The sequence below is a fragment of the Pedobacter sp. UC225_65 genome, assembly GCF_042698365.1.
Lineage (GTDB): Bacteria > Bacteroidota > Bacteroidia > Sphingobacteriales > Sphingobacteriaceae > Pedobacter.
In genome coordinates, this window is the sequence record NZ_CP170550.1 from 1,836,883 (window position 1) to 1,863,210 (window position 26,328).

Consider the following 26,328-nt stretch of genomic DNA (forward strand, 5'->3'; position numbering starts at 1 on the left):
AAAACATAACAAATTGAAAATCTATAATTATAAAGATTTAACTCAACAAAAAATAGAGGAATTGTGCTCACGCCAGGCAGAAGATGACAAACTGATCTTTTCGAGGGTAGAAACCATCATTTCTACGGTAAAAGCTGAGGGTGATGCCGCGCTATTTTCATTTACCGAACAGTTTGACAAGGTTAAATTGAATACGCTTTTTATCGGCAAAGATGAGTTGGAACAACTGGCAAAGGCAATTCCAGCACCAGTAAAAAATGCCATTGATATAGCCTACCAAAACATCTATACTTTCCATGCTGCCCAGCTCAAAACAGAGGCAGAAATAGAGACGATGCCAGGGGTAACCTGCTGGCGCGAAGCAAGGGCAATTGAAAAAGTTGGGCTATACATTCCGGGAGGAACAGCCGTACTACCCAGTACTTTTTTAATGTTGGGCATACCCGCAAAAATTGCAGGTTGCAAAGAAATTGTAGTCTGCTCTCCACCGCAGCAAGATGGCAAGATCAATACCTACATTGCTTATGTAGCCACCTTGTTGAACATCGAAAAAATCTATCTTGTGGGTGGTGCGCAGGCCGTGGCCGCAATGGCCTACGGTACGGCAAGCATCCCTAAGGTTGACAAGATTTTTGGCCCAGGGAACCGCTATGTAACCGAAGCCAAAAAACAGGTGCAAAATACAATTGCCATAGATATGCCTGCAGGCCCATCAGAAGTTTTGGTGGTTGCAGATGATACTGCCAATCCATCATTTGTTGCCGCCGACCTTCTTGCACAGGCAGAACATGGGACTGATAGTCAGGCAATATTGGTGGCTACTTCAGCACAAATCATAAGCGAAACGATTTCAGCACTTGAAAAACAGTTACTTGAGCTTACCAGAAAGGATATTGCAGCGAAGGCAATTGACAATTCTTACATCATTTATGCCGAAAATCTGGACTCAGCGATGGATTTTAGCAATAAGTATGCCCCTGAACACCTCATTTTAGCAACTGAAAACTTTAAGCCACTTATTCCATTGATTATCAATGCGGGCTCTGTATTCTTAGGCAACCTCACTCCAGAAAGTGCGGGCGATTATGCCTCTGGCACCAACCATACGTTACCCACAAGTGGCTTTGCCAAAGCCTTTTCGGGTGTTTCAGTTGATGCTTTTTTGAAGAAGATGACCTTTCAGCATTTAACAGCCAAGGGCTTAAACAACATCGGACCAACCGTTGAGGTATTGGCCACAGCAGAAGGACTACAAGCACATAAAAACGCAATTACCATTAGATTAAATTCGAGCAATGGATATTAAAGACCTACAAAGAGAAAACATCAAAACCCTACGCCCCTACTCTACCGCTAGAGATGAGTTTAAAGGCGAGGCGAGTATATTTTTAGATGCCAATGAGAACAGTTTCGGTTCTCCATTGCCAGCCAACTACAACCGTTACCCTGACCCCTTACAGTTAGACCTGAAAGACGCCATCAGTAAAATCAAAGGTGTGCCGATTGAAAATACATTTTTGGGCAATGGCAGCGATGAGGCCATCGACCTTTTATACCGAGCATTCTGTAACCCAGGCAAAGACAATGTCATTATCCTTCCACCAACCTATGGCATGTACGAGGTCTCAGCCAACATCAACGATGTTGAAGTGAGAAAAGTTGACCTCTTGCCTAACTTCCAATTAGATCTGGAAAAGATTGCAGAGACCATTGATGCCAACACCAAACTGATCTTCATCTGCTCGCCCAATAACCCTACTGGCAATTCCATTATCAGGACTGACATAGAGACCATCCTAGCCAATTTCAAAGGCTTGGTGGTGATAGATGAAGCTTACATCAATTTCGCGAAGCAGAAGACTTTTATTCAAGAATTAACAGAATATGCTAATCTAGTGGTCTTACAAACTTTCTCCAAAGCTTGGGGTTTGGCCGCTTTGCGTTTGGGCATGGCCTTTTCTTCACGCCCTGTTATCGATATCCTTAACAAGGTGAAACCACCTTATAACATCAACCAAGCTACACAAGACCTTGCCTTGGCTGCATTAAACAACATCCAACAGGTTAACCAATGGATCACCATTACAGTTGCAGAGCGAGAAAGGCTGCGTACCGAATTGGCCCAACTGCCTATGGTCAAAAAAGTCTACCCATCAGATGCCAACTTTATATTGGTTGAAGTTGAAGATGCTATAAACACCTATAATACGTTGATGGATAAAGGAATTATTGTACGCGACCGCTCAAAAGTAACGCTTTGTGAAGGCTGTTTAAGAATTACAGTGGGTACAGTGGCTGAAAACACAGAATTGATAAGGATAATGGGTGGTTAGTTATAAGTTGTAGTTGGTTCGTTATTAGTTTTTAGTCCCCGATTTGACTAACAATGGAGCAATTGGACAACAAGGCAAAAGCCATTGACAATCAAACACCCATGAACAAATGACCAATGAACGAACAATCGTATTTTAAGCTTTAAGCTTCATTAGAATTTAAAAAAATGAAAAAAATATTATTTATAGACCGTGATGGCACTTTGAACATCGAACCTGAAGACGAACAGGTAGATAGTTTTGCCAAGCTGAAATTCTATCCAAGAGCATTATATTATTTATCCAAAATTGCCAGAGAACTGGATTTTGAATTGGTAATGGTAACCAATCAGGATGGATTAGGTACCCCATCAAACCCTGAAGAAAACTTTTGGCCAGTGCATAACTTTATGATCGATACTTATGCCAATGAAGGTGTAGTATTTAGTGAAGTGGTGATCGACAAAACTTTTGCCAAAGACAATGCCCCTACCCGTAAACCCCAAACTGGTTTATTGACCAAATATTTTGGCGAAGAATACGACCTCCAACATTCTTTTGTAATTGGCGACCGATTAAATGATGTGCTTCTTGCTAAAAACCTGGGCGCCAAAGCTATATTTCTACGTCAGAATGATAGTTTAGGTGCTGGTGAGGGTTTGGCCAAAGCAGAAACCCTAATCGACATCATTGCGTTAGAAACCAGAAACTGGGAAGACATCTATACTTTTTTAAGGGCTGGGGCAAGAAAGGTAAGCCACCAACGGAAGACAAACGAAACCGACATTACCATTAACCTAGACCTAGATGGGACGGGCAAGGCAAACATCGAAACAGGTTTAAATTTCTTCGACCATATGTTAGACCAGATTGCCAGACATGGTAGTATGGACCTGGACATATTGGCCAAAGGCGACCTACATATTGACGAACACCATACCATTGAAGATACTGGCATTGCCCTAGGCGAAGCTTTTGCACAGGCCTTGGGCAATAAACTAGGGATTGAACGTTATGGTTTTTGCCTACCCATGGACGATTGTTTGGCCCAGGTAGCCATTGATTTTGGGGGAAGGAACTGGATCGTTTGGGAAGCTGATTTTAAACGTGAAAAGGTTGGAGATATGCCTACCGAGATGTTCTTCCACTTTTTTAAATCTTTTAGCGATGCCGCTAAATGCAACCTGAACATCAAAGCAGAAGGCGATAACGAACACCATAAAATAGAAGCAATCTTTAAGGCTTTTGCCAAGGCAATTAAAATGGCCGTTAAAAGAGATGCAGAAAAATTGGTTTTACCGAGCACAAAAGGGATTTTGTAAGATGGGAAAGGGAAAATGTAAGATGGGTATTCACAGTTTGTAAACAGACCTTTGTAAGCTAAACCTGATGGCAGTGGAAATGTTTTTATTGTCAGGCTGAGCTTGTCGAAGACCAATAAAAACATTGCAACGAATAGCAGGGCTACAGTACCCATAAAAAACTGACAATCATTTGCTAACAAAAACACAAGAATGGAAGAAAGCAATATAAAAGATAGCACTACATCTGCCGGAAAAGTTGGCATTGTAAACTACGGGGCAGGCAACATCTTCTCTCTTACTGCGGCATTGGAGCGGCAAAGCATTGCCTATGGCATGGTCAATACCGAAGCTGATTTGGGAAAATATGAACGGATCATTATCCCAGGAGTTGGGCATGCTGGTGCAGCCATGCGCAAACTGGAACAAACCGGACTGGTCAATGCCATCAAAGCTTTAAAAAAACCTGTATTGGGCATCTGCGTAGGCATGCAGCTGTTAACCTCACATTCGGAGGAAGGAAATGCTGACCTACTGAATATCATCCCTTTACAAACCAAACTTTTTGATAAGATCTAGGATCAAAATCCCACATATGGGATGGAACACTGTAGATTTTAAAAACAATTTGTTGTTTAAGGATGTTCAATTGCATACACAATTTTACTTTGTACATTCTTATTTTATTGAATATAACCCTATTTTTGATATTGCCTCCGTTAATTATGGAAACAGGTTTTCGGCAGCGATACAAAAAGATAATTTTTATGGCGTTCAGTTCCACCCAGAAAAATCTGGTGCAGCTGGAGAGCTTTTATTGAAAAACTTCTCAAACCTAAGTTTATAAAATGTACATAATACCTGCAATAGATATTTTAGATGGAAAAGTTGTCCGCCTACGGGAAGGTGACTATAACCAAAAAACAGAGTACGATGTTTCTATCCAAGAAATGATCGAACGTTACCGCTCTAATGGTACAGATTTTATCCATATTATTGACTTAAATGGCGCTAAGGGAGATTTTAGCAATCAAAAAGCATTGTTCGACATCATCAAAAAAACCGATATGCGGGTGCAATATGGTGGTGGAATCAGAACCATTGACCAGGTAAACAATCTTTTGGATTCGGGCATACATAGAGTGATTGTTGGTACACAAGCGATCAGCAATCCCGATTTTTTACCCGAATTAAGCAAGGCCTTTGTTAAAAAAGAAGGTTATGCCAATAGGATTGTAATTGCCATTGATGTATTGGACGAAGTGATCAAGTACTCTGGTTGGATGGAAAGTTCTCCGATCAAACTAATGGATTATGTTGACAAGTGTCTGCAACTGGGTTTCTTCCGTTTCTTATGTACCGACATCAACAAAGATGGTAAACTTGAGGGTGCCGCAGTTGATCTATATAAGAAGCTGTTAGACCACTCTCCTTTTATCAAATTAATTGCTTCTGGTGGTGTAAGTTCAATGGACGACATTAAAGAACTGGCCAAACTGGACATTAGAAGTGTGGTGGTGGGAAAAGCGATCTATGAGGAGCGGATTTCTATTGAAGAGATCAAAGAATGGAATTTGAAGGCGCTTTCTTCCATATAGATGGAAAATGTAAAAGGTGAAATGGAAAATAGTGTCTCATCACTTTCTAAGCGAATAATCCCTTGTTTAGATGTTAAAGATGGCCGTACGGTAAAGGGCATCAACTTTGTTGACTTACGTGATGCGGGTGACCCTGTTGAACTGGCTGCACAATATGCACAGCAAGGTGCGGATGAACTTGTTTTTTTAGACATCACGGCTACGCATGAGCGACGTAAAACCATGATCGAAATGGTAAAGGCAGTGGCCAGGCAACTGAACATCCCTTTTACGATTGGTGGGGGGATCAGCGAAATTGCAGATGCTGAAGCGCTGTTAAATGCAGGTGCAGACAAAATCAGCATCAACTCGGCTGCAGTTAAAAATCCACAATTTATTGAGGATTTGGCGAAGGCATTTGGGGTACAATTTGTAGTTTTGGCAGTTGACACCAAACACATTGATGGTAAAAATATCGTACACTTAAATGGTGGTAGGCTAATTACAGCATTGGAAACAGAAAGCTGGATCAAACGAGCAACTGAACTGGGTGCAGGCGAAATTCTGTTAACTTCTATGGACCACGACGGCACTAAACAGGGCTTTGATTGCAATCTACTTGCAAAGATCAACAAGATGGTCAACATCCCCATCATTGCTTCTGGTGGAGCTGGAAAAATGGAGCACTTTACCGAAGTTTTTCAAAAGGCTGGTGTTGATGCAGCATTGGCAGCTTCTGTATTTCATTACGGTGAAATATTGATTCCAGACCTCAAACACGAATTAAGAAAACACAATATCCCGGTAAGGCTGTAGAAAGATATGAGATGTTAGATTTGAGTACCAAGACCTTATGCCTTATACCCTAAACCTTTAACCCCTTTACCAAAGAACAAACGAATGAATATAGATAGCTCATCCCTTGACTGGGAGAAAACAAATGGTCTGATTCCCGTAATTGTGCAGGACAACAAAACGTTGGAAGTTTTGATGTTAGGCTATATGAATGCCGAAGCTTTTGAAAAAACACAGGCTGAGGGCAAAGTAACTTTCTTTTCTCGCTCTAAAAACCGTTTATGGACCAAAGGTGAAGAAAGTGGCAATTTCCTCTTTGTAAAAGCTATACATATTGATTGTGACAACGATACCATATTGGTTAAAGCTAGCCCTGTTGGACCAACCTGCCATACCGGAAGCAGAAGCTGTTTCAAAACCAATTATAACCAAAACTTTATTTTTGAGTTAGAAAACATCATTAATGACAGGTATGAAAACCCAATTGAGGGCTCATACATCAATAAGATGCGTCAAAAAGGACTGAACAAAATTGCCCAGAAAGTAGGTGAAGAAGGTGTAGAAACTGTCATCGCAGCTTTGGCAGAAACTGAAGAAGAGTTTATTGGCGAGGCATCAGATCTTTCTTTTCATTTGATGTTCTTATTAAAGGAAAAGGGATTATCAATTCAAGATATTGCCTTAAATTTGGAAAAAAGACACAAACCCAGTTAAAAGTTAAAGGTTAAAAGTTTGCCACTATTCAACTTTTCACTTTAAACTTTTCACTTTAAACTTCAACATGCTCAAACACCACAAAACATTTGCCGGACACCAAAACCCAGTTTATGCCTTGGCCAACACTGATCAGCCAGAGCTATTTTTGAGTGCAGGCAATGACAAGGGCGTAGTAGAGTGGTCGTTAAAAGAAATGGCCTTTGTAAAGGTAAAAGTACCTGTTCAAAGTTCAGTTTACTGCTTACACCGATATAACAATCAACTTTTTATAGGCGAAAGAAGCGGTGCTTTTAGTGTGTACGACCTAACTACGCAAACCATTATTACACGTGTAAATGCACATACCAAACCTATTTTTGATATCCAAACCGTTAAAGGGAAAAATGAATTGTTAACTACTGGTGAGGATGGCACGGTAGCTGTATGGTCGCTAGTAGATTTTAAAGAAATCTATCGGTTTCAAGTTGCTTATGATACCGTGCGCTGCATTGCCGTATCTCCAGACGAATCCGAAATCGCTTTTGGCTGTAAAGACCATTTGATCCGCATCTATAACCTGGCCGATTACAGTTTAAAACAAGCCTTAGAAGGGCATTCGTTGCCTGTAACTTCTTTAGCTTATCATCCCAAAAACAGTTATCTGATTTCTGGCAGTAGGGATGCACAGTTAAAAATTTGGGGATTGCCGCATTACCAGCTTTTACAGACCATCCCTGCCCATATGTTTACCATCTACAATATTGTTTTTCACCCTAGCCTACCCTATTTTGCAACTAGCAGTCAGGATAAGAGCATTAAACTTTGGGATGCAGAAAATTTCAAGTTATACAAGATTCTAAGTCTAGAAAAAGCTGGCATTGGCCATACGCATTCTATAAACAAAATCATTTGGTCTACTGATGGAAAATACCTGATCTCTACAGGTGACGACAGAAAAGTAATGGTTTGGGAATTTAGCGAAATTTAGAAAGGGTTTTTTATAAAATTCATCATTCGTTTCAAAAAAGAAGGTTTACGAGAAGTAATAACAACTACTCCTCCCAGAATAACAGGCTCTCTAACTATGCCATCTGTGACCAACTCTATCTTTAAATCTTCGGTTTTTTCTGGTAAGATTACAATTTCTTTAGTTAAATAACCGAAATAGCTAAATATCAAAACCACTTCCTGATTACGCTTTGTTTGAATTTTAAATCTGCCAAGCCAATCTGTAAAAACACGTTGCTCAGTACCTTTTATAAACACCTTTACGCCAAGCAGGTCAGTTTGTCCAATACTATCTTTAACTTTACCATTGATCACTATACTATCTTGTAAATGCTCCAATGATAGTTTTTTCTTAATGGAATCTTTATCCTCATAAATGGCATGACCAGATTTAGACTGCGTACTAGACCAAACTTTAGTGCTTGTAAAAAGTGTCAAACAGGAAGCCAATATTATTTTCGAGCTGAATGTCCAAGTTCTTCTTCTAACTTCATCTTTTTGAACAGCATCAAGTTGGGAAGATTTAAAATGTCCACATACCTTTTGATCAGCTTTACTAAACCAATCTACCAGTTCATCCATACTCCATGTCCTGAAATCGACCACTTCTTTTTCACAAAAACTACAAAAGCGCCCATCTTTGGCAGGTTGCATTTGGGCCCATTGTTGGGTACAAGGTTGAGGAACGGAAATCTTAAGTTTTGGCATATAAAAGTTGGTCAAGTGTTTTAATAAAGATAACTTTTTACCATAAATTCCATATCCCATACGAAATTATATTGCTTTTCATTTCAGATTTTGGGCAAATCATTTACCTTTAACGCATGGACACGACGAAATTACCTGTATTAGATGCTGCACAGATCAGAGTATTGGGCGCCTTAATGGAAAAATGCAAAACCACACCTGATTATTACCCAATGACTTTAAATGGCCTAGCGGCTGCCTGTAATCAAAAAACATCTCGTAAACCTGTAGTACAGTACGACGATTCTACCATCACTTCGGCACTTAATGCTTTAAAGATTGCCGGATTGATTTCTACGGCTACAGGAGGGTCGATCAGGAACATCAAATACAAACATAATTTTGCCATTGTTTTTCCGGTTCTACCTGCCGAAGTTGCTATCATGTGCCTTTTGTTTTTACGTGGCCCACAAACCCCAGGCGAAATCAATACCAATTCTGGAAGATTATATGAGTTTGAGACTTTAGAAGAAGTACAACAAGTATTAGAGAAACTAGCTAACGAAGAACCGGCCTATATTAAACAACTCCCACGCAAACCAGGACAAAAAGAGGTCCGTTACATGCACCTTTTCTCGGGCAACATCGAAGCTTTTGAAGAAGAATACATTGCAGAAGAAAGCCCGAAAGCAAATAACGGATTGGAAGAGCGCTTAAGTAAAGTAGAAGAAGAACTGGCCGAACTTAAGACCAATTTCGACAAGCTGATGAAAGAATTGATGGGATAGAGAGTAGCAAGTTTTAAGTTGAAAGTGAAAACTATTCATAAAACTTACAACATAAAACTCATTAAACAAACCTTTTGATGATCGTCAGTTTATGGGTATACCTGCCTAACTCTGCGTTATAAATGCCTTGATCATCAATTGGATCTATTCTTACCTTACCTGCCGAGTGGATGATTTGGTCATTGCTTAGCATTAAACCCACATGTGTGATTTTTCCTTCTTCATTGTCAAAGAAAGCTAAATCGCCCAAGGTGGCAGCAGCTAAAAAGTCTACCAACTCGCCTTGTTCTGCTTGCTGCGAGGCATCTCTTCTCAATTCAATCCCATTTAATTTATAAACAATCTGTACAAAACCAGAGCAGTCTATCCCGAATAAAGTTCTTCCTCCCCATAAGTAAGGTGTATTTTCGTAAAACTTTGCCGTCTTTTCTACCTCGGTTTTAAACTTAGTGCGATCAGGGATGATTGGAGTAGATTTTACCTCAAAGCGTTGTTCACCCAAATAACAAAAGCCATCTTCAAAATAAGGCAAGGTACTGCCCGGACTTAAGTAGTAAGCCGTTCCATTATTGGCAATCAACGTATTATCTAACTGAATTGGTGTAACATAACCATAGCCATTATCATCGGCAAACTGTAGGTCAGAAATCCGTTCCAGTTGTTTGTGGTCCATCCATGCGTGATATTGATCATGATGCGTAACCACCAAACACCATTTCTCGGTCTTTTCTAAAACCTTAACCCGAATCTCCAAAAAGTAATTGAGATACAATCTCACTCCGGTCTGATGGTTCTTTTCTTAAAGGTGCTACGGCAACTCGACAAATGTGGTAGATTTCCATATTCTAAATGTATGCCCTAAAAATAATGATAAACCATTAGAACCAAACATTTATGGCCAAAATTTGTTATTTTTATATCATTAAATCTAAATGCTTGCATCATGAACTTCAAAAAGATATTAATTGCTGTAGACAATAGTACTTGTTCTGAAAAAGCAGCAAAAACAGGCTATGAAATGGCGGCTAAATTTGATGCAGAAATAGCCTTATTAAACATCATCGAGCCTGCACCCACTACCGTAAATCCCGATTTTACCTTGGCTCCTGTTTTTATGGAAATGTACGACAACAGTGAAGAAAATAGTCATATGTTGTTAAAGGAAATGGAAGGCAAATATGGTCATGGTATAGCTACCACTTACCTAACGGTTTTGGATACAGCAAGTCATGGTATTTTACAACAAGCTGAAGAGTGGGGTGCCGAGTTGATTGTGATTGGTACACATGGTAGAACTGGTCTATACCACTTTTTAATGGGTAGTGTTGCCGAACATGTGGCCAGAAAATCTGCTTGCCCTGTCTTAATTGTTCCAAACAAAAGCGAGATTTAACAAACACTTTAAATGAAAGGTTTAGATTTTGATTAATTTTGAAATCTATGAAGATTCATATTTTTGGCGCGTCTGGTTCGGGTGTCACCACGTTAGGCAATGCCTTGGCCAACCAACTCAATATTCCTTATTTTGATAGCGACCATTACTTTTGGGAAGCCTCCAATCCACCCTTTACGAAAAGACGCAAACCTATTGAACGTAATCAATTGGTACAAACAGCACTACAGCAACAGGAAGATTGGATCTTAGGTGGTTCCATCATCAATTGGGGAGCTGAAGTATTCCCAACCTTTGACCTGATTGTATTTTTATGGATTCCATCGGCCATTAGAATGGAAAGATTAAAAAAGCGGGAATTGGAACGATATGGGGATATCATTTTTACCGACCTTGAAAGAAATCGACTATTCAACGAATTTATAGCATGGGCCAAAGATTACGATGAGGATACGGGTGTTGCAACCCGAACCTTAAATGCACATCAAAACTGGATAGCCAAACAAACCACTCCGATATTAACTCTTAAAGGCGATCATAGCACTACGCAAAGAATGGAAATGATATTAGCGCAATTGTCCGACAAACTTTAAATATAAAAAAACTGATGCTGGTCGAGATTTGCAATCTGACAATCTATCCTTTAGCGAAATACGTTTTCGTTGTTCGAAAATTTTGAAGTTTGGTAAATGAGGATTGTAAATCCTCAGGGATTAAAGTCGGGATTACAAATCCCGACTAACTCTATAAAATGTCAGTCTGAGCTTGTCGAAGACCCATACAAAAAATATTTAGGCAGATTCAGCATGACAATTCTTTTTACCAAATAGCGCGACTAAACCTATGTCTTCTATGTACCTATGTGTTAAGAAATACTATAGTCGAGCTTACAAATCCAAACCAACCGCAAATTCTGACTAACAAAAAAAGAGATGTAAAATTTACATCTCTTTTTCATGGGCTTATCGTTTAACTCGATAAATCCTATTATCCTTCTTGGTGTAACCAAGCTTTTTTAGCCAATAATTCTTCTTCCGTCTCTCTGATGTCTTCATCATCCACACAACAATCTACTGGGCATACTGCCGCACATTGAGGTTCGTCATGAAAGCCTTTACATTCGGTGCATTTATCTGAAACGATATAATAAACCTCATCAGAAACTGCTTCTTGGGCAGCACCTGCATCAATTTGTTGATCACCAAAGTCAATGATACCATCTAAATTGGTACCATCAGAAAATCTCCAGGCAGTACCTGCGTCATATATTGCATTATTTGGGCATTCTGGCTCACATGCTCCACAATTTATGCATTCGTCTGTTATTTTAATTGCCATGTCTTCGTCTATATCTATTGCTAAGTTTAACTTTGCAGCTGCAAATATAACACATATTCATTTATAATAGTTCTAAATATGTCATCACTTACCAAAGGAAGATTAATTATTGCGTTACAAAAGCTGAGCGAATTTATGGCCAACCCCAGCGATGCGTTCAAAAATGTAGCCCAATCCGCCCAGCACCATAATGCCTGGTTTACCGAAGCAGAGGTAAATAAAGCATTGCTTTCCTTAAGTAAGATGCTGAACACCCAAGACCTAGACACATGGTTTGAGCAGATCAACATCAACCCTTCCCCTAAAAAAGTGGGCCTGATCTTAGCAGGAAATATCCCTTTGGTAGGTTTTCACGATGTACTTTGTGTGTTGGCTACTGGTAATATTGCATTAATCAAGATGTCATCAGCTGACGATAAATTATTACCCGCTCTATTGAAACAACTCGTAGCTTTTGAGCCTGAATTGGCCACCCATATCAATTATGTAGAACGCTTAAAAGATTTCGATGCCATTATTGCTACCGGCAGCAACAATACCTCTCGTTATTTCGATTATTATTTTGGCAAAGTCCCCAATATTATCCGCAAGAACAGAAACAGTATTGCAGTTTTGAGTGGTGAAGAAACCACAGCAGACCTTGAAAACCTTGGACACGATATTTTCGATTATTTTGGTCTAGGCTGCAGAAATGTATCTAAGACTTACGTTCCTGAAAATTATGACATGAAGAATTTCTTCGAGCCCATTGAACAGTACCAAAAAATAATCGACCACTTTAAATACAACAACAACTACGATTACAACAAATCCATTTATCTAGTTAATGGTGTAAAACATTTAGACAATGGTTTTATCCTGGTTAAAGAAGATGAAAATTTTGTCTCGCCTTTGGCCGTATTGTTTTACGAAGAATATAATACCATCGAGCAGATAGAGGCTAAATTAAATGAGCAGGACGAACAGATCCAATGCGTGGTCTCTAATCTTCCTTTAAAAATCAACAAAGAAAAGGTAGGTTTTGGAGACAGTCAAAATCCTAAACTTTGGGATTATGCCGACAACGTAAATACGATAGATTTTCTACAAAGTTTATAAATCAATACTACATCATACCACAACATAAGCACAACAAAGTCCTTCCAAACCTAACAAACCATAAAAAATTGCTACTTTGTGGATCATTCTCATCCAATGTATCCATTAACTATCAGTTTAAGAACTTTCGGGCTTGTTATATTGCTATTGTTTTCGGCAATAAAGATTAACGCGCAGATATGTAAAGGTGCTTTGGGTTAATCTGTGATCAATATCGATTTTGGTAGAGGCAGTAATACAGTGGGACCACCTATTACAGAAACCAACTACATCTACAATAGTGGCAACCCAGAAGATGGACAATATACCATCGTCAAAACCACCGCTGGTTTAAATCCTGGCTGGCATCAAAATATAGTTAACCATACACCCAACGACCCTAATGGTTATTTTATGGTGGTCAATGCCGATTATAACAAAGGAGTTTTCTACCAAAAAAGCATTAATGTTTGTCCAAATACTACTTATGAGTTTGCCGCCTACATCATCAATATCCTAAAAAACCCAGGATCAAGCCAAATATCAAATTCTCTATCCAATACAATTCAACCAGTGTCGACCTTCTTACCAACGACATCAACGAGGGCGGTCCAAATGATTGGATCAAATACGGAACGGTTTTTACCACACCGGGAAATGTAACCACCGTAACCTTAAAAATGACCAATGAAAACCCTGGGGGCATCGGTAACGACCTTGCACTAGACGATATTACTTTTAGGCCATGCGGACCAAGATCAAACCGATCATCAATAACAATGTCGTTTCGGTGGCCGATCTATGCGAAGGCCAAAACAGTGCAGTCAATTTATCTGCACAAGTTTCCAATGCTTATACCAACCCGGCCTATCAATGGCAAGAAAGATCAAATGGCATATGGAAAGATATTGCAGGACAGGACAAAATCCAAACCACGATCAATTTTGCCAATGCCCAATTGGGCAGCTACCAATATCGGATTTTAATAGCTGAGCAACAGAACATCAACTCTCCAAGCTGTAGGGTTGCCTCTAGCGACTTCACGATCAATGTAGTTGCCTACCCTAATCCTAAAGCCTCCTTTAGTGGTACACTCTGTGTAGGCAGTGATATTCAGTTGCAGGTAAATGGCAATCCCAGCGACACCTTTAAATGGACTGGACCAAATGCCTTTTCATCCAATTTACAAAACCCTAGCATCAATAAGGTAAGCGCCAATGTTAACGGCCTTTATACGGTTGAAGTAAAAAATGCGGCCGGATGTGCCAAAACAACACAGATCAATATTCAGGTTTTACCCCAAGTAAATGCAAAAATCAACATCGCCAGTTCTGATGTATGTGCCGGAAGCAGCATCCAGCTTTCGGCTTCGGGTGGCACATCCTACCGTTGGCTGCCTGTTGAAGGTTTATCTGATCCAAACATTGCCAACCCTATTGCTACTCCCCTACAAAACACCAATTATACGGTTACCGTTTCTAATGGCAATTGTGCGGCTACGGCCTCGGTTCAATTAAACGTGCTTAAATTGGCGCTAGCTGATGCCGGAGAAGACAAAAAACTACTTTTCGGTCAATCTGTTGCCTTGAATGGCAAAGCCACTGGCGATAATGTAACCTATTCTTGGAGTCCGACTACCTTTTTAGATGACCCAACCAAGCTCCATCCTATAGCTTCGCCCCCAAAAGACATCACTTATACCCTTACCGTAAAATCTGGCTGCAACGTAGCTGTTGATGAGGTGTTTGTAAAAGTGTATCCCAAAATAGAGATCCTAATACTTTTACACCAAATGGAGATGGAGTTAACGATAAATGGAACATTCCGGCTGCCGAAGCATTTGCCGATCCTCAATTAAAGGTCTTTAACCGAGATGGACAGCTCATCTACGAAAGCAAAGGCCCTTTTAAACCTTGGGATGGTAAATTTAAGAGCAAAGACCTGCCCACAGCGACCTATTATTATACACTTTACCTCAACGAAGATTTTAAACCATTTACGGGCTGGGTGTTTTTAACAAGATAAAATCGATTATTTCAGTTCGATTATCAGCTAGAAATGCTATTTTTGAACAAATGTATATCATCAAAGTAAAAGGCATTGCCAAAATACCCGACTACGTACAACTAAGGGACGAGAAGTTTACGCTTTTGGCTTATTTTAGGGTAAGTCGCCCCGACAAATCTTTGGATAAACTGGGCTTTGGTGATAAATTGGATTACATCATGAACATTATTAATGACCTTCCTTTTGGGCAGGTTACTAAATTAGATATCTAAACATGGCAGAAAACATAGTGATCAACTTGCAGAACGTTGATGTTTTTCAACAAAAACACTTGGTATTATCGAACGTAAACCTAGATATTGCCAAAAGCGAATTTGTTTTTTTGATTGGCCAGACCGGCTCTGGAAAAAGTAGTTTATTGAAGATAATTTATGGCGACCTGCATATCGGAAATGGCAATGGAAAAGTTGCTGGTTTCGACCTTAAGAACCTGGCCGATAAAGATGTACCTTACCTACGTAGAAAACTGGGTATTGTGTTCCAAGATTTCCAGTTGTTAAGCGATAGGACCATCGAACAAAACCTTGAATTTGTTTTAAAGGCAACTGGATGGACAGATAAAAACCTGATCGAACGAACGCATTAAAGATGTATTGGAAAAAGTTGGATTGCGCTCTAAGATTAAAAAAATGCCACATGAGCTTTCTGGTGGCGAGCAACAACGTGTGGTAATTGCAAGGGCATTGCTGAACAACCCAGAAATTATTCTTGCTGATGAGCCGACAGGCAACTTAGACCCTGATACTTCAGAAGAAATCGTTTTGTTATTGAAACAGATCAGTCAAAGTGGAACTGCCGTTTTAATGGCCACCCACGATTATCATATCATCCGCACTTTCCCTTCGCGCATCATCAAATGTGAGGGTGGTGTGGTGCATGAAGATGCGCAGATTGCCTAGTCCAATTCTGACAAAAATTTAGATTTCAGCCATTCTGTTAGGTAATTATTAATTTTAGCTGACAGCATGGCTGATTTTCGTTATTGGCAAAACTTTTGCGTTCGAACACAGAAAACACGAGTATACAACATGTTTAATAAGAAGAAAAAGGAAGAAGAACCGATTATCGAAAATAATCAGGCTGAGCAAGAAATAGAAAATGCACAGAACGAAGAAAACGTTCCTACAGAACCTACGGTAGAACTTAGTGCTGAAGAAAAACTACAACAAGAAAACGCTGCCTTGAACGACAAGTACCTGCGTTTATTTGCTGAGTTTGATAATTATAAACGTCGTACCCAAAAAGAACGTATCGAATTGTTACAAACTGCGGGCAAAGATGTTGTAGTGTCGTTACTACCTGTTTTGGACGATTTTGAACGTGCTTTAAAAGCTACCGAAAACACAACAGAAGTAAGTGCCATTCGTGATGGTATTATGTTGGTTCAAAACAAACTGAAAAGCATTTTAAGTCAAAAAGGATTAAAAGAGCTAGAAAGCATCAATACGGTTTTCGATACAGATATACACGAAGCAATTACCAATATACCTGCTCCATCTGATGATTTAAAAGGTAAAGTAGTTGACGAATTAGAAAAAGGATATACCTTAAACGACAAAGTGATCCGCTTTGCAAAAGTAGTAGTAGGTAGTTAATACAATGAGCAAAAGAGATTTTTACGACATACTTGGCGTAGCTAAAAACGCATCGGCGGAAGAGATAAAAAAAGCTTACCGCAAATTGGCTATTAAATACCATCCGGATAAAAATCCTGATGATAAAGCTGCTGAAGAAAAATTCAAGGAAGCTGCCGAAGCTTACGAAGTATTGAGCAACCCTGAGAAAAAACAACGTTATGACCAATATGGCCATGCCGGTGTAGGTAGTGCAGCTGGTGGCGGTGGCTACGGCGGTGGCGGCATGAACATGGAAGATATCTTTAGCCAGTTTGGAGATATTTTTGGTGGCGGTGGTAGCCCGTTCGACAGCTTTTTTGGTGGCGGCGGACAATCTCGTGGCGGCGGTGGTCGTAGAGTAGCGAAAGGGAGCAACCTGCGCATCAAGGTGAAATTGACTTTAGAGGAAATTGCACACGGTGCCGAGAAAAAAATCAAAGTAAATAAACAGATCACCTGTAAAACCTGTGATGGTACAGGTGCCAAAGATAAATCGTCTGTAAGTACCTGTAAAACTTGTGGTGGTAGTGGTGCAGTACGTAGAGTAACCAATACCATTTTAGGTCAGATGCAGACTACCGCAACCTGCCCTACCTGTCATGGTAGCGGGCAACAGATCACTGCTAAATGTGGTGCCTGTCATGGCGATGGAACAGTTCGTGGTGAAGAAACAATTACCATTAACATTCCAGCTGGTGTAAGCGAAGGTATGCAGTTGAGCATGGCTGGTAAAGGAAATGCAGCACCAAATGGTGGCGTACCTGGAGATTTGATCATCTTGATTGAAGAATTACCACACGAAACCTTAAAACGCGAAGGAAACAACATTGTTTACGACCTACATGTAAGCATTATAGACGCAGCCTTGGGATACAGTGCAGAAGTGCCAACCATTGACGGAAAGGCGAAAATCAAAATTGAGCCAGGTACTCAAAGTGGAAAACTATTGCGCTTAAAAGGTAAAGGTATTCCAGAGATCAACTCGTACCACCGTGGTGACGAAATTATCCATGTAAACATTTGGACACCTAAAGTGTTAAATGCAGAAGAAAGAGACATTTTAGAAAGATTAAGAGAATCTCCAAACTTTAAACCGCAGCCCGGTAAAAACGACAAGAGCTTCTTCGATAAAATGAAAGAATATTTCGAATAAAAAGAAAGCCTTCCAAAATTTGGAAGGCTTTCTTTTTACAATTAACTAGCTGCAAAATGCAAGCTTAAGTCTTCATGGCATAAATGGTATTCACATAGTTGCTGTTAGTTGTGCCATTAATTTCAAGTGGCGCTTCTTGTTGATCAATCAGCAATTTTTCTAGTTTCGAATTGTTGAACTTTAGGTTAAGTTCGTATAACTTATCATCACCTAGTTTTAGATAAAAAGTATCGCTAATACTTTTTGCCAATACTCCTATTTCTAAAGAAATTAACTGGTTGTAGTTAAACAACTGGTTGGTACCATAAGAAAAAGGCGGTCTGATGCCAAAATCAATCTGTTTGATTGCTCCATTTGCATCTTTTAGATAAAGCTGTATCTTTTCTTTGGTAAAAGCACCAGCAGTAGTGGCACTTAATAAATCTTCTCCATTGTTATTTTTAATCACCAAACTTAAATAAGAAGCATTAGAAATTGGCGAACAGGCACAAAGCCGATCCACATCACTCATCTTTTTACAGCCTAGGTTGATAACAAACAATGCAATAAATGCAATCAGAACTTTTTTCATACTATTTTTATTTGGTTCATGAGCTTAAACGAGCAAAGCATTACATACGCTACATGACCGGAAAAAAAAGCCCGCTTACTCTTTGATCATCTTAAAAAAGTCTTCACGGTAGGTTTCCCCAATAGGGATAGATTGATCCGCTAGGGTGATGTTATTGCCATCAATTACCCTAATGTGTTCTGTTGATACAATATATGAGCGATGCACCCGATAAAAGGGAGGTTGTGGCAACTGTTCTTCCAACTCCCTTAAAGTTTGGTAGGTAATGATGCGTTGTGCTGTTGTGGTATAAATGGAAACATAGTTCTTCAAACCTTCTACATATAAAATCTCATTGTAGTTGATCTTGATAAATTTATTTTTCGTATCTCCTTTGATAAACATGAAATCGTTGCTTGCATTGGCAACAGGTATATTTTCCTTTACACCAGTTTCAATGGCAGTTGGCATCAACAATTGCTGTGCTTTTAAGGCTGCTTTGTAAAAACGTTCGTAAGAAACTGGTTTTAGCAAATAATCAACCACATCTAGGTCAAAACCCTCTAAAGCATATTCAGAATAAGCGGTAGTTAAAATCACCTTGCATTTACCTCCGGTAATCTTCAAAAACTGGATTCCCGTAAGCTCAGGCATTTGGATATCCAAAAAAACCAGGTCTACCTTACCCTCTTGTACCAGATTTAAGGCTTCGAAAGCACTCGTTGTGGTACCAACCAATGTTAAAAAAGGTGTTTTATTAATATAGGTAGCAATAATTTCTGAAGCATAAGCCTCATCATCCACAGCAATACAACGGATCATATCTTATTCGTTCTGTTAAAGTTCACGTCCAATTTTGGCAATAAATCCATTAAAGTATAAGTTCTTTTTCGGATAATCTCCCATTCTAACAATGATAACATTATTATCAGGATTTACATAAACGATCTGTCCTAAAATTCCTTCTGCCCGATAATCATTCGATTTAAATCTAACAGCATAAGTGCCATTGCTCATTTTTTTGATAGGTGCTACCATTTTCAGTTTATTCAATGTTTGTACGGCACTTACCGAATCTTTAAAATAACTGGTATTGCTATTGGCCCACCATTGGTTTTTATAACCTAATTTAGCCAACACATCGGCATTGGTAGTGGCATTTACCCATTGTGTGCTTACCAATTGTTTGCCCTGCCAGTTTCCTTTTTTAAGGTAAAGTCTACCCAATTTGGCAAAGTCGACAGCCGTAGCATTTAAACAGCAAAATGCTTTTACCGTTTTCTGGTCGTCCAAACTCCAGATGGCATCAGATTCTGCACCCAAAGGGTTCCATAAATATTTTGACAACAACACAGGTACCTTTTCTCCACTGGCACGTTCCAATATGGCAGCCAACAATTGCGTATTGATGCTCTGGTATTCGAAAGCTAATCCAGGTTCTCGCTTCATCTTCAACTTGGCGATCTGATTTTTTAGTGATGATCGATAATACAGTTTCGCTATACCGGCAAAAGGTGTCTCCTTGTCTTCATCAAAATCCAAACCCGAGCGCATGTCCAACACATGTTGAATCGTCAGTTTGCCAAAACGTGCATCATTCTTCTCTAATTCTGGCAGGTATTTGATCACCAGATACCTCTGCACTATTAATTATACCTTTATCTATGGCAATACCTACCAACGTACCTATGTACGATTTAGCCACAGAGAAACTAGGATGTAAGGTATTTGCATTGCGTTTCTCAGCATAATGCTCGTAAATGATACTGTCATTTTTAATCACCAAAAATGCATTGGTATTGGTATTTGGCAGCATCGAATCTAAATATTTGCTCAGTTTTTGGTATTTGACCAAACCTGTTGCAGCTGCAAACCGAAATGGTGTGGCAGCATGTTCAATCTTACTTTTGGCAAATTTTGCACTATCGCTAAGGTCGGGTTGCCACCATCTTATTGCCCTAATAGGCGCGCAACTGCACCATATGCCAATTGCAATCAAGCCTAAACATAATTTTTTCATATCAATTTATTTATTGAGGTTTTATGGATCAATTAATTTAACCACCACATTAGGGTCTTGTTGCATAATGGCTGCTTTTAAACCCACCACATGACCAGCACCAACCACTACCACGTTTTTAACATAGGGATTTTTGGCTACTTGTGTTACAATATTTTTGGCCATCCGGTAATTCCTTTCATTCCAATATTTGGTGGCCAAAGCACAAGGTTCGTTTTGGTTCAACACATAACTAAAAGAATTCAATTGATGCATCCGCTCCAAGGCCGCTTTGCTATTGGTATGTCTTCCTAACCTGCCCAATAATGCAGGCACAATAGAACGTTTATAATCTTTTCTGTTGAGTTTATTGTTCAGCTCATTGTCGCCATTCTTTGCACCAAGCTTTACACAAGCCTGCCAGGCTGCATGGTATTCTTTATTGGTCTGTTGGTCGTCCATGTTAAACAGCCTACCGATCCCAAGTTGTAGTGCCAATTTATAGCTGAGGTCTTCATCTTCATTCCTTAATGGTTTTTTGGCGCCTTTAACACCATACTTTTTCAGATAACTGTACAGTTCGTAATTGGCATTGTCCCTTAAATAAGCAAATGAATTGATCAATATTGTCAAATCTGCCGGGCTAAGGTCTTCAAACTTTTTTTGCTGCAAACGTTCTACAGTCCGTGCTTCAAAATGGTAATTCCTTTTTAATGAATCAGACAGTTGATAAAGCTTTTTATAGGCATTAGACCATCCGTTTTTTAGATATTCCCAACTGATGTTGTCTTCTGGCATTGGGCTTTCTACATAAATAGCTTCAGGTTGATATTTCAATGCCATCTTTAATAGCGGTTTGTAACTGTTTTTTACAATTTTGGGCAAGGTATGCATGGTACCGATAATAAAGACCTCTTTTTTCTGCCCTTGCCCAAATGCCAACGAGGTACATAAAAACAAGAAGAAAGTTAGGATTTTCATTTCTTTGATTTGCTTTTTGATAGATTGATGATCAAGGTAGTTTTGTAGGTGTTTCCGTTATTAGAGATCAATAGCTCATGTTGGTCTGGATAGAATCAAATCTAATCTTCGGTGTACATTGACCAGACCTACCCCACTAGAATGGTCTTTTTGTGCATGACTGATTTTGTTACTCACTTCAAAAACCAAACGTTTATCACGTACTGACAGTAAGATTTTAACAGGCTGCGATGGGTCGTTGATTACCCCATGTTTAAATGCATTTTCTACAAAGGGGATCATTACCAGTGCAGCAATTTCATGTTCTTCCTCCAATCCTTCAGTTTTAAAGTCTACATAAAAGTTAGGTTCAAAACGCATCTGGAACAAGGCGATGTAACTTTCGAGGTATTCTACCTCCTTAACCAACCTTACTTTGCCATCTGGGCTTTCTGTTAAGGTATACCGCATCAGATCAGACAGCCGCAAAACTGCATTGGCCAATTTATCAGAAACCGGAATGGCCAATGAATACACATAGTTTAAGGTATTGTATAAAAAATGTGGGTTGATCTGCGATTTGAGAAAAGCAAGCTCGGCCTTAACCGCCTCATCTTTTAGCTTGCGGTTGGTTACCTCATCTCTAAAGTTCTGTTGCACACTGTATACACCTAAGGCAATGGCAATATAAGAAGAACCAAAGTAGATATTATCTGCAATATAATAGGTAAAGCTTGTACCCTTTGCATAATTATGGAAACCTAACCACTCGGGATAAAGTACTTCTTCAATCAGGTAACGGAGTAGGATAAATGAAGCCATTGCGACTATAATACCCATGATTAATTGTGGAATCTTATTGCGTTTTAGATAATTCGGGTACACCCATAAAAAACAGATATAAAACTCTACCAATTGTATGAAGGACATAGAGGTATCAAGTGCGATGTAAAAAAAACTTGGTTTTTTTAATAGATAGCCTCCATATTGATAGCTCAGTATAATTAGCCAACAAAGGACGTGAATTAAAACGATTGGAATTCTTTTCATGCAATAAAACTATAAAAAGGTTTGGCAACAGCATAGTATTTGATGCCAACCCCGCCAAAAATTATCCCAACACCTCAGTTTTAAGGACGAACCCCTTTTTGATCAAAAATTTAGGTTGGGATAATATTCTGGGGGCTTCGTATCATTTAATTGCCTCAAATTAATGGATTGTGAACCTTTGGACAACAAATCAAAAACAGCATGAAAAAGTTAATCATCCTCATTCTTGTCCAAGTCTTATTTACTTTAGGTTTCTTCTCCATTTCAAATGCACAGGCACCTAAGAAGAAACAAATCTTACTGATCGGCACTTTCCATTTCAACAACCCTGGGGCTGATGCCGTTAAAACAGACGATTTTGATGTGACTACTATAGCAGCACAACAAGAATTGGAAAAAATAACCAACCAGATCAAAAAATTCAATCCCAACAAAATATTTGTAGAGTGGGAATATTATGATCAGAAAAACCTTGATTCTCTATATCAATTGTACATCCATAACCAATACGAGAGCTATGTAGAGAAGAACTTCAAGAACAAGGGAAATTATGACATGTACGTTCAAAACGAAATCTTCCAATTGGCATTTAGGGCTGCCAAGAAAACTGGGTTGAAGCAGGTTAATGGTATGGATTATCCCCTACCAATGCCTTTCGATACAGTAATGAATGCCATTCACGCAGCTAAACAAGACGATGTAATGGCCGAAATCTCTGCCTATACCTCTGGCATGGCCAAAGAAGCCAACCTCAAACGTAAAACAATGGGATTAACCGCATTGATCGTCGACCTCAACACCGAGAAAGCCAGAAAGATCAATAGTGGCTTTTACATCAAAACCTTAAACAGGGCTGGTCAAACAGACAATTTTGGTGGCGCATTTTCTGTGGCCGAATGGTATAAAAGAAACCTGTACATGTACAGTATTGTCCAAAAACAAATCCAATCCTCAGATCAAAGAGCAGTAATCCTGCTGGGTTCTGGTCATGTGGCCATTATCAAAAAATTTATTGAAGATGAGGGCCTATATGAAGTCGTCGAGCTCAAAGACATTATGAAAATTAAATAACCATTATGCAACTTTTTGCGCCAAAGAACCGTCATTTCCCCTAACCACAAAAAAACCTATTATCATGAAGATACTTTTAAAACCGTCTTTAATCTTATTCTTATTGCTTTGTTTCAAACTTACACAGGCCCAAACCTTTAAGGTTAATGGCACTATAGTAGACCAAAGTAAAAAACAGGCCCTAGAATATGCTTCGGTAGCCCTGATCCATTTACCAGACTCGAATGCTGTGGGCAATCAGGTAACCAACCAACAGGGGTTTTATGAATTTAAGAATGTAAAACCTGGCCAATACCTTATCAAAGCCATTATGATGGGCTATGAAAAACAAGCATCGGCCCTATTCGAAGTAAAAGATAGCGACCATAAAGTACCAACCATTAGTTTACAAGGCAAAACACAAAGCCTAAAAGAAATAGCCGTAGTATCGAAAATGCCTGTAATTGACCAAAAGGCAGACCGTACCATTGTCAATGTAGAGCAGATGAATACCACAGGTGATAATGCACTAGAGGTTTTAAGTCGCGCACCAGGCATTAAACTGGATAAAGACGATAACCTGATCTTAAAAGGCAAAAAAGGGATTACTGTAATGATTGATGGTAAAATGAGCTACATGAGTGGTGGTGAGTTGACTACCTACCTCAAATCGTTGCCAGGCTCTGTATTGAGCAAAATCGAATTGATCTCAAACCCACCCTCTTCTTTTGATGCCGCAGGCACAGGTGGCTTCATCAACATCAAACTGAAAAGAAACAGGATGCAGGGCATTAACGGCAATGCGAATCTGGGCGGAGGTTATGGCCGATACGAGAAAGTATATGGTGGTACCAACCTGAACTACAACATTGGCAAGATCAGCAGTTACGTACGTTTCAATGCCGGAAGATACAATTCCTTTAACCGTTTAACCCTTAACAGACAAATTGGCGACGAACAGTTCAATCAGGTTAATTTTTGGCACCCTATTACCCGTAGCCTCAACTACTCTGCAGGTGCAGATTATTTCATGAATGATAAACACACCATTGGTGTAATGTTTAAAGGTTTCAATTCGCCAGACGAAACAGATGTAACCAGCAACTCTCCCAATTACAATGCACAGGGCGTAAAAGCTGGTTCTGTAGCCATGCATAATCCACAAAGCAATAAATCTGGCAATCATGCACTTAATTTAAACTATCGTTTTAAAATAGACACCTTAGGTAAAGAATTGGGTTTTGACGCCGATTATGTGTTTTATCAAAATGATAAAAATGAAGATTTTACCAATACCTATTTTGATGCCAACGACCAATTGAAAGGCCCTCCAGTCTATTTACGTAACCTTGGCTCTGGCGATATCTCCATCTATGCCCTAAAGCTGGATTACATCCATCCGATTACCAAAAAAATGAAACTGGAAGCAGGCTGGAAAAGCAGTTGGGTAAGTGCCAGTAGCGATGTACGCTTCGATTCGCTAAAAACCGCAGGTTGGATGAACGATCCTAAACGTACCAACCGTTTTTTATATAACGAAAACATCAATGCAGGTTATGTTTCACTAGAACAGTCCTTCAAAAAACTAGAGCTTAAAGTTGGTTTTAGGGTAGAACAGACTTTGGGCGATGGTTTCTCTTCTGGTACCAGTACCAACATCGAACGTAAGTATTGGAAACTGTTCCCTACTGTTGCTGCATCGTTTAAGGCAAGTGAAAACAACCAACTTACGGCTTCTTACCGTAAAAGCATCAATCGTCCATCGTATAGAAGCCTAAATCCTTTTGCGTTCTATTCAGACCCCTACACTGCTTTACAAGGAAATCCATTGTTACAAGCTTCTTATGCAGACAATTATGAGTTCAATTATAACTATAACAATTATAGGATATTGACCGTTAGCTATGCCGTTACCAATGGCTCAGAATCTGAAGTCATCTACCAAAACAACGAGACTAAAGAAAGCATCAGTCGTCCAGAAAACCTGAACAGAGAAACCAGTTTCTATATGGCTACAGGTAATCCCTTCGACGTTGTAAAGTGGTGGAACAACAATACAGAACTTTATACCCAATACAACAAAACAAGCTCTCCACTGCAAGGCTCTGGTTACAATGCATCGCAATGGAACTGGGGCATCAGCACCGACAACAACATTACACTACCAAAAGATGTGGTATTTAATGTGTATGCCTATTACCAATCGCCTTCTGTTTCTGGCTTATACCACAACCTAGAGAGTTATGGTGTTAATGTAGGCGTTAAAAAAACTTTCTGGAAAAAGAATGCGACCATTGCCTTAAAACTAAATGATGTGTTTGCAACTGGAATGTTTAGGGCTAGACTTAACTACAACAACATCAATACGTATTGGCAAAACGAATGGGAAAACCGTAAAATCTCTCTAAACCTTACCTACAAGTTTGGTAACATGAAAATCAAAACTGCCCGCAACCGCAGAACTGGTACAGGAGAAGAAGAAGGTCGAGTTGGTGGAAATTAATAGACCAAATACTTGGTTAGATCAAAACTTCGTTGGTCGGGATTTATAATCTCGACCAATCTTATTAAAATGTCAGTCTGAGCTTTTCGAAGACCGATGTAAAAAATCTATAGTTAGTTGGGAAATGTTTTCTCGACCAAAGTACTGTGGATTTAAAATCCACAATCATTAAAATCGGGATTACAAATCCCGACTAACCCTATTAAAATTAATAATGTCAGTCTGAGCTTAGTTTATACTGAGTTTACCGAAGTATCGAAGACCAATAGAAAGAATGCTTTTTGCTTAATGGGGTAACTAAATCTATGTTTTCTACGTTTCCATGTGTTAAGAAATCATATTCAATTGGAATGACAATCTATCATAGTTGGACTTACGAATCCTCACTAACCCTATTGAAATCAATCA

28 protein-coding genes and 2 pseudogenes are annotated in these 26,328 nt (G+C 39.3%); 21 read left to right on the forward strand and 9 right to left on the reverse strand.

Going from position 1 to position 26,328, the window contains the following annotated elements:
• The first annotated feature begins 13 nt into the window (after positions 1-13).
• The 8 genes and pseudogenes from hisD (at position 14) to ACFJIZ_RS09695 (ending at position 7,669) form a co-directional block, all read left to right on the forward strand.
• Positions 14-1,306: a histidinol dehydrogenase gene (hisD, locus tag ACFJIZ_RS09660; protein ID WP_379092881.1), complete on the forward strand. Its 1,293-nt coding sequence runs from the start codon at positions 14-16 to the stop codon at positions 1,304-1,306.
• A complete protein-coding gene (gene hisC, locus ACFJIZ_RS09665) occupies positions 1,296-2,333 on the forward strand; it encodes a histidinol-phosphate transaminase (RefSeq protein ID WP_379092884.1) in 1,038 nt (345 codons plus the stop codon). The genes hisD and hisC overlap by 11 nt, the downstream gene beginning before the upstream one ends.
• 167 nt (positions 2,334-2,500) lie before the next feature.
• Positions 2,501-3,634, forward strand: a complete 1,134-nt coding sequence (gene hisB / locus ACFJIZ_RS09670) for a bifunctional histidinol-phosphatase/imidazoleglycerol-phosphate dehydratase HisB (RefSeq protein ID WP_379092887.1) — start codon at positions 2,501-2,503, stop codon at positions 3,632-3,634.
• A gap of 192 nt (positions 3,635-3,826) precedes the next feature.
• Positions 3,827-4,460 (forward strand): annotated as a pseudogene (gene hisH, locus ACFJIZ_RS09675) (imidazole glycerol phosphate synthase subunit HisH).
• Between the two features lies 1 nt (position 4,461).
• Positions 4,462-5,211 (forward strand): 1-(5-phosphoribosyl)-5-[(5-phosphoribosylamino)methylideneamino]imidazole-4-carboxamide isomerase, encoded by a 750-nt coding sequence (gene hisA, locus ACFJIZ_RS09680; RefSeq protein ID WP_379092890.1) that lies wholly within the window; start codon positions 4,462-4,464, stop codon positions 5,209-5,211.
• Positions 5,212-6,006, forward strand: a complete 795-nt coding sequence (gene hisF / locus ACFJIZ_RS09685) for an imidazole glycerol phosphate synthase subunit HisF (protein ID WP_379092893.1) — start codon at positions 5,212-5,214, stop codon at positions 6,004-6,006.
• An 84-nt stretch (positions 6,007-6,090) separates the two neighbouring features.
• The gene (hisIE, locus tag ACFJIZ_RS09690; RefSeq protein ID WP_379092896.1) at positions 6,091-6,699 is read left to right on the forward strand and encodes a bifunctional phosphoribosyl-AMP cyclohydrolase/phosphoribosyl-ATP diphosphatase HisIE; all 609 of its coding nucleotides are present in this window, start codon (positions 6,091-6,093) and stop codon (positions 6,697-6,699) included.
• 67 nt (positions 6,700-6,766) lie between these two features.
• On the forward strand, positions 6,767-7,669 hold the full coding sequence (locus ACFJIZ_RS09695; RefSeq protein WP_379092899.1) for a WD40 repeat domain-containing protein: 903 nt from the start codon (positions 6,767-6,769) through the stop codon (positions 7,667-7,669).
• Here ACFJIZ_RS09695 and ACFJIZ_RS09700 read toward each other — a convergent pair.
• Positions 7,666-8,457, reverse strand: a complete 792-nt coding sequence (locus ACFJIZ_RS09700) for a carboxypeptidase-like regulatory domain-containing protein (RefSeq protein ID WP_379092902.1) — start codon at positions 8,455-8,457, stop codon at positions 7,666-7,668. The genes ACFJIZ_RS09695 and ACFJIZ_RS09700 overlap by 4 nt on opposite strands.
• A 56-nt stretch (positions 8,458-8,513) precedes the next feature.
• Here ACFJIZ_RS09700 and ACFJIZ_RS09705 point away from each other — a divergent pair, with 56 nt between their 5' ends.
• Positions 8,514-9,164, forward strand: coding sequence for a YceH family protein (locus ACFJIZ_RS09705; protein ID WP_379092905.1), 651 nt, complete (start codon positions 8,514-8,516; stop codon positions 9,162-9,164).
• Between the two features lie 61 nt (positions 9,165-9,225).
• On the opposite strand, the gene ACFJIZ_RS09710 is transcribed toward ACFJIZ_RS09705, so the two are convergent.
• Positions 9,226-9,936 (reverse strand): NlpC/P60 family protein, encoded by a 711-nt coding sequence (locus tag ACFJIZ_RS09710; protein WP_379092908.1) that lies wholly within the window; start codon positions 9,934-9,936, stop codon positions 9,226-9,228.
• Between the two features lie 171 nt (positions 9,937-10,107).
• Between ACFJIZ_RS09710 and ACFJIZ_RS09715 the strand changes: the two genes are divergently transcribed.
• Positions 10,108-10,557: a universal stress protein gene (locus ACFJIZ_RS09715; RefSeq protein WP_379092911.1), complete on the forward strand. Its 450-nt coding sequence runs from the start codon at positions 10,108-10,110 to the stop codon at positions 10,555-10,557.
• A gap of 47 nt (positions 10,558-10,604) precedes the next feature.
• On the forward strand, positions 10,605-11,150 hold the full coding sequence (locus tag ACFJIZ_RS09720) for a shikimate kinase (protein WP_379092915.1): 546 nt from the start codon (positions 10,605-10,607) through the stop codon (positions 11,148-11,150).
• Between the two features lie 394 nt (positions 11,151-11,544).
• Here ACFJIZ_RS09720 and ACFJIZ_RS09725 read toward each other — a convergent pair whose 3' ends face one another.
• On the reverse strand, positions 11,545-11,895 hold the full coding sequence (locus ACFJIZ_RS09725; protein ID WP_379092918.1) for a 4Fe-4S dicluster domain-containing protein: 351 nt from the start codon (positions 11,893-11,895) through the stop codon (positions 11,545-11,547).
• Positions 11,896-11,973: 78 nt separating this feature from the next.
• On the opposite strand from ACFJIZ_RS09725, the gene ACFJIZ_RS09730 reads away from it, so the two are divergent.
• From ACFJIZ_RS09730 to dnaJ, 8 genes and pseudogenes are all read left to right on the forward strand, one after another.
• Positions 11,974-12,993, forward strand: coding sequence for an acyl-CoA reductase (locus ACFJIZ_RS09730; protein WP_379092921.1), 1,020 nt, complete (start codon positions 11,974-11,976; stop codon positions 12,991-12,993).
• Positions 12,994-13,197: 204 nt separating this feature from the next.
• The gene (locus ACFJIZ_RS09735) at positions 13,198-13,635 is read left to right on the forward strand and encodes a hypothetical protein (protein ID WP_379092924.1); all 438 of its coding nucleotides are present in this window, start codon (positions 13,198-13,200) and stop codon (positions 13,633-13,635) included.
• A gap of 82 nt (positions 13,636-13,717) precedes the next feature.
• Positions 13,718-14,830 carry a hypothetical protein gene (locus ACFJIZ_RS09740; protein ID WP_379092927.1) on the forward strand — a complete coding sequence of 371 codons (1,113 nt, stop codon included), beginning with the start codon at positions 13,718-13,720 and terminating at the stop codon, positions 14,828-14,830.
• Positions 14,794-14,997 carry a gliding motility-associated C-terminal domain-containing protein gene (locus tag ACFJIZ_RS09745; RefSeq protein ID WP_379093986.1) on the forward strand — a complete coding sequence of 68 codons (204 nt, stop codon included), beginning with the start codon at positions 14,794-14,796 and terminating at the stop codon, positions 14,995-14,997. Before ACFJIZ_RS09740 ends, ACFJIZ_RS09745 begins: the two co-directional genes overlap by 37 nt.
• A 50-nt stretch (positions 14,998-15,047) precedes the next feature.
• A complete protein-coding gene (locus ACFJIZ_RS09750; protein WP_379092930.1) occupies positions 15,048-15,251 on the forward strand; it encodes a fructose-6-phosphate aldolase in 204 nt (67 codons plus the stop codon).
• Positions 15,252-15,253: 2 nt separating this feature from the next.
• Positions 15,254-15,938, forward strand: a pseudogene (locus ACFJIZ_RS09755) (cell division ATP-binding protein FtsE).
• A 129-nt stretch (positions 15,939-16,067) separates the two neighbouring features.
• On the forward strand, positions 16,068-16,634 hold the full coding sequence (locus tag ACFJIZ_RS09760; RefSeq protein WP_379092933.1) for a nucleotide exchange factor GrpE: 567 nt from the start codon (positions 16,068-16,070) through the stop codon (positions 16,632-16,634).
• Positions 16,635-16,638: 4 nt separating this feature from the next.
• Positions 16,639-17,808 (forward strand): molecular chaperone DnaJ, encoded by a 1,170-nt coding sequence (gene dnaJ, locus ACFJIZ_RS09765; RefSeq protein ID WP_379092936.1) that lies wholly within the window; start codon positions 16,639-16,641, stop codon positions 17,806-17,808.
• A gap of 64 nt (positions 17,809-17,872) precedes the next feature.
• Here the strand turns inward: dnaJ and ACFJIZ_RS09770 are convergent, their stop codons facing one another.
• The 6 genes from ACFJIZ_RS09770 to ACFJIZ_RS09795 form a co-directional block, all read right to left on the reverse strand.
• A complete protein-coding gene (locus tag ACFJIZ_RS09770; RefSeq protein WP_379092939.1) occupies positions 17,873-18,379 on the reverse strand; it encodes a hypothetical protein in 507 nt (168 codons plus the stop codon).
• Positions 18,380-18,454: 75 nt separating this feature from the next.
• Positions 18,455-19,180: a LytR/AlgR family response regulator transcription factor gene (locus ACFJIZ_RS09775; protein ID WP_379092942.1), complete on the reverse strand. Its 726-nt coding sequence runs from the start codon at positions 19,178-19,180 to the stop codon at positions 18,455-18,457.
• 15 nt (positions 19,181-19,195) lie between these two features.
• Positions 19,196-20,002, reverse strand: a complete 807-nt coding sequence (locus ACFJIZ_RS09780) for a serine hydrolase domain-containing protein (protein ID WP_379092945.1) — start codon at positions 20,000-20,002, stop codon at positions 19,196-19,198.
• Complete coding sequence (locus ACFJIZ_RS09785; protein WP_379092948.1) at positions 19,953-20,378, reverse strand: hypothetical protein; 426 nt, start codon at positions 20,376-20,378, stop codon at positions 19,953-19,955. Before ACFJIZ_RS09785 ends, ACFJIZ_RS09780 begins: the two co-directional genes overlap by 50 nt.
• 21 nt (positions 20,379-20,399) lie before the next feature.
• Positions 20,400-21,338, reverse strand: coding sequence for a DUF5694 domain-containing protein (locus ACFJIZ_RS09790; protein ID WP_379092951.1), 939 nt, complete (start codon positions 21,336-21,338; stop codon positions 20,400-20,402).
• Positions 21,339-21,413: 75 nt separating this feature from the next.
• Positions 21,414-22,157: a sensor histidine kinase gene (locus ACFJIZ_RS09795; RefSeq protein ID WP_379092954.1), complete on the reverse strand. Its 744-nt coding sequence runs from the start codon at positions 22,155-22,157 to the stop codon at positions 21,414-21,416.
• A gap of 411 nt (positions 22,158-22,568) precedes the next feature.
• Between ACFJIZ_RS09795 and ACFJIZ_RS09800 the strand changes: the two genes are divergently transcribed.
• Positions 22,569-23,438, forward strand: a complete 870-nt coding sequence (locus ACFJIZ_RS09800; protein ID WP_379092957.1) for a DUF5694 domain-containing protein — start codon at positions 22,569-22,571, stop codon at positions 23,436-23,438.
• 64 nt (positions 23,439-23,502) lie between these two features.
• Complete coding sequence (locus ACFJIZ_RS09805; protein WP_379092960.1) at positions 23,503-25,920, forward strand: TonB-dependent receptor domain-containing protein; 2,418 nt, start codon at positions 23,503-23,505, stop codon at positions 25,918-25,920.
• The last annotated feature ends 408 nt before the right edge of the window (positions 25,921-26,328 follow it).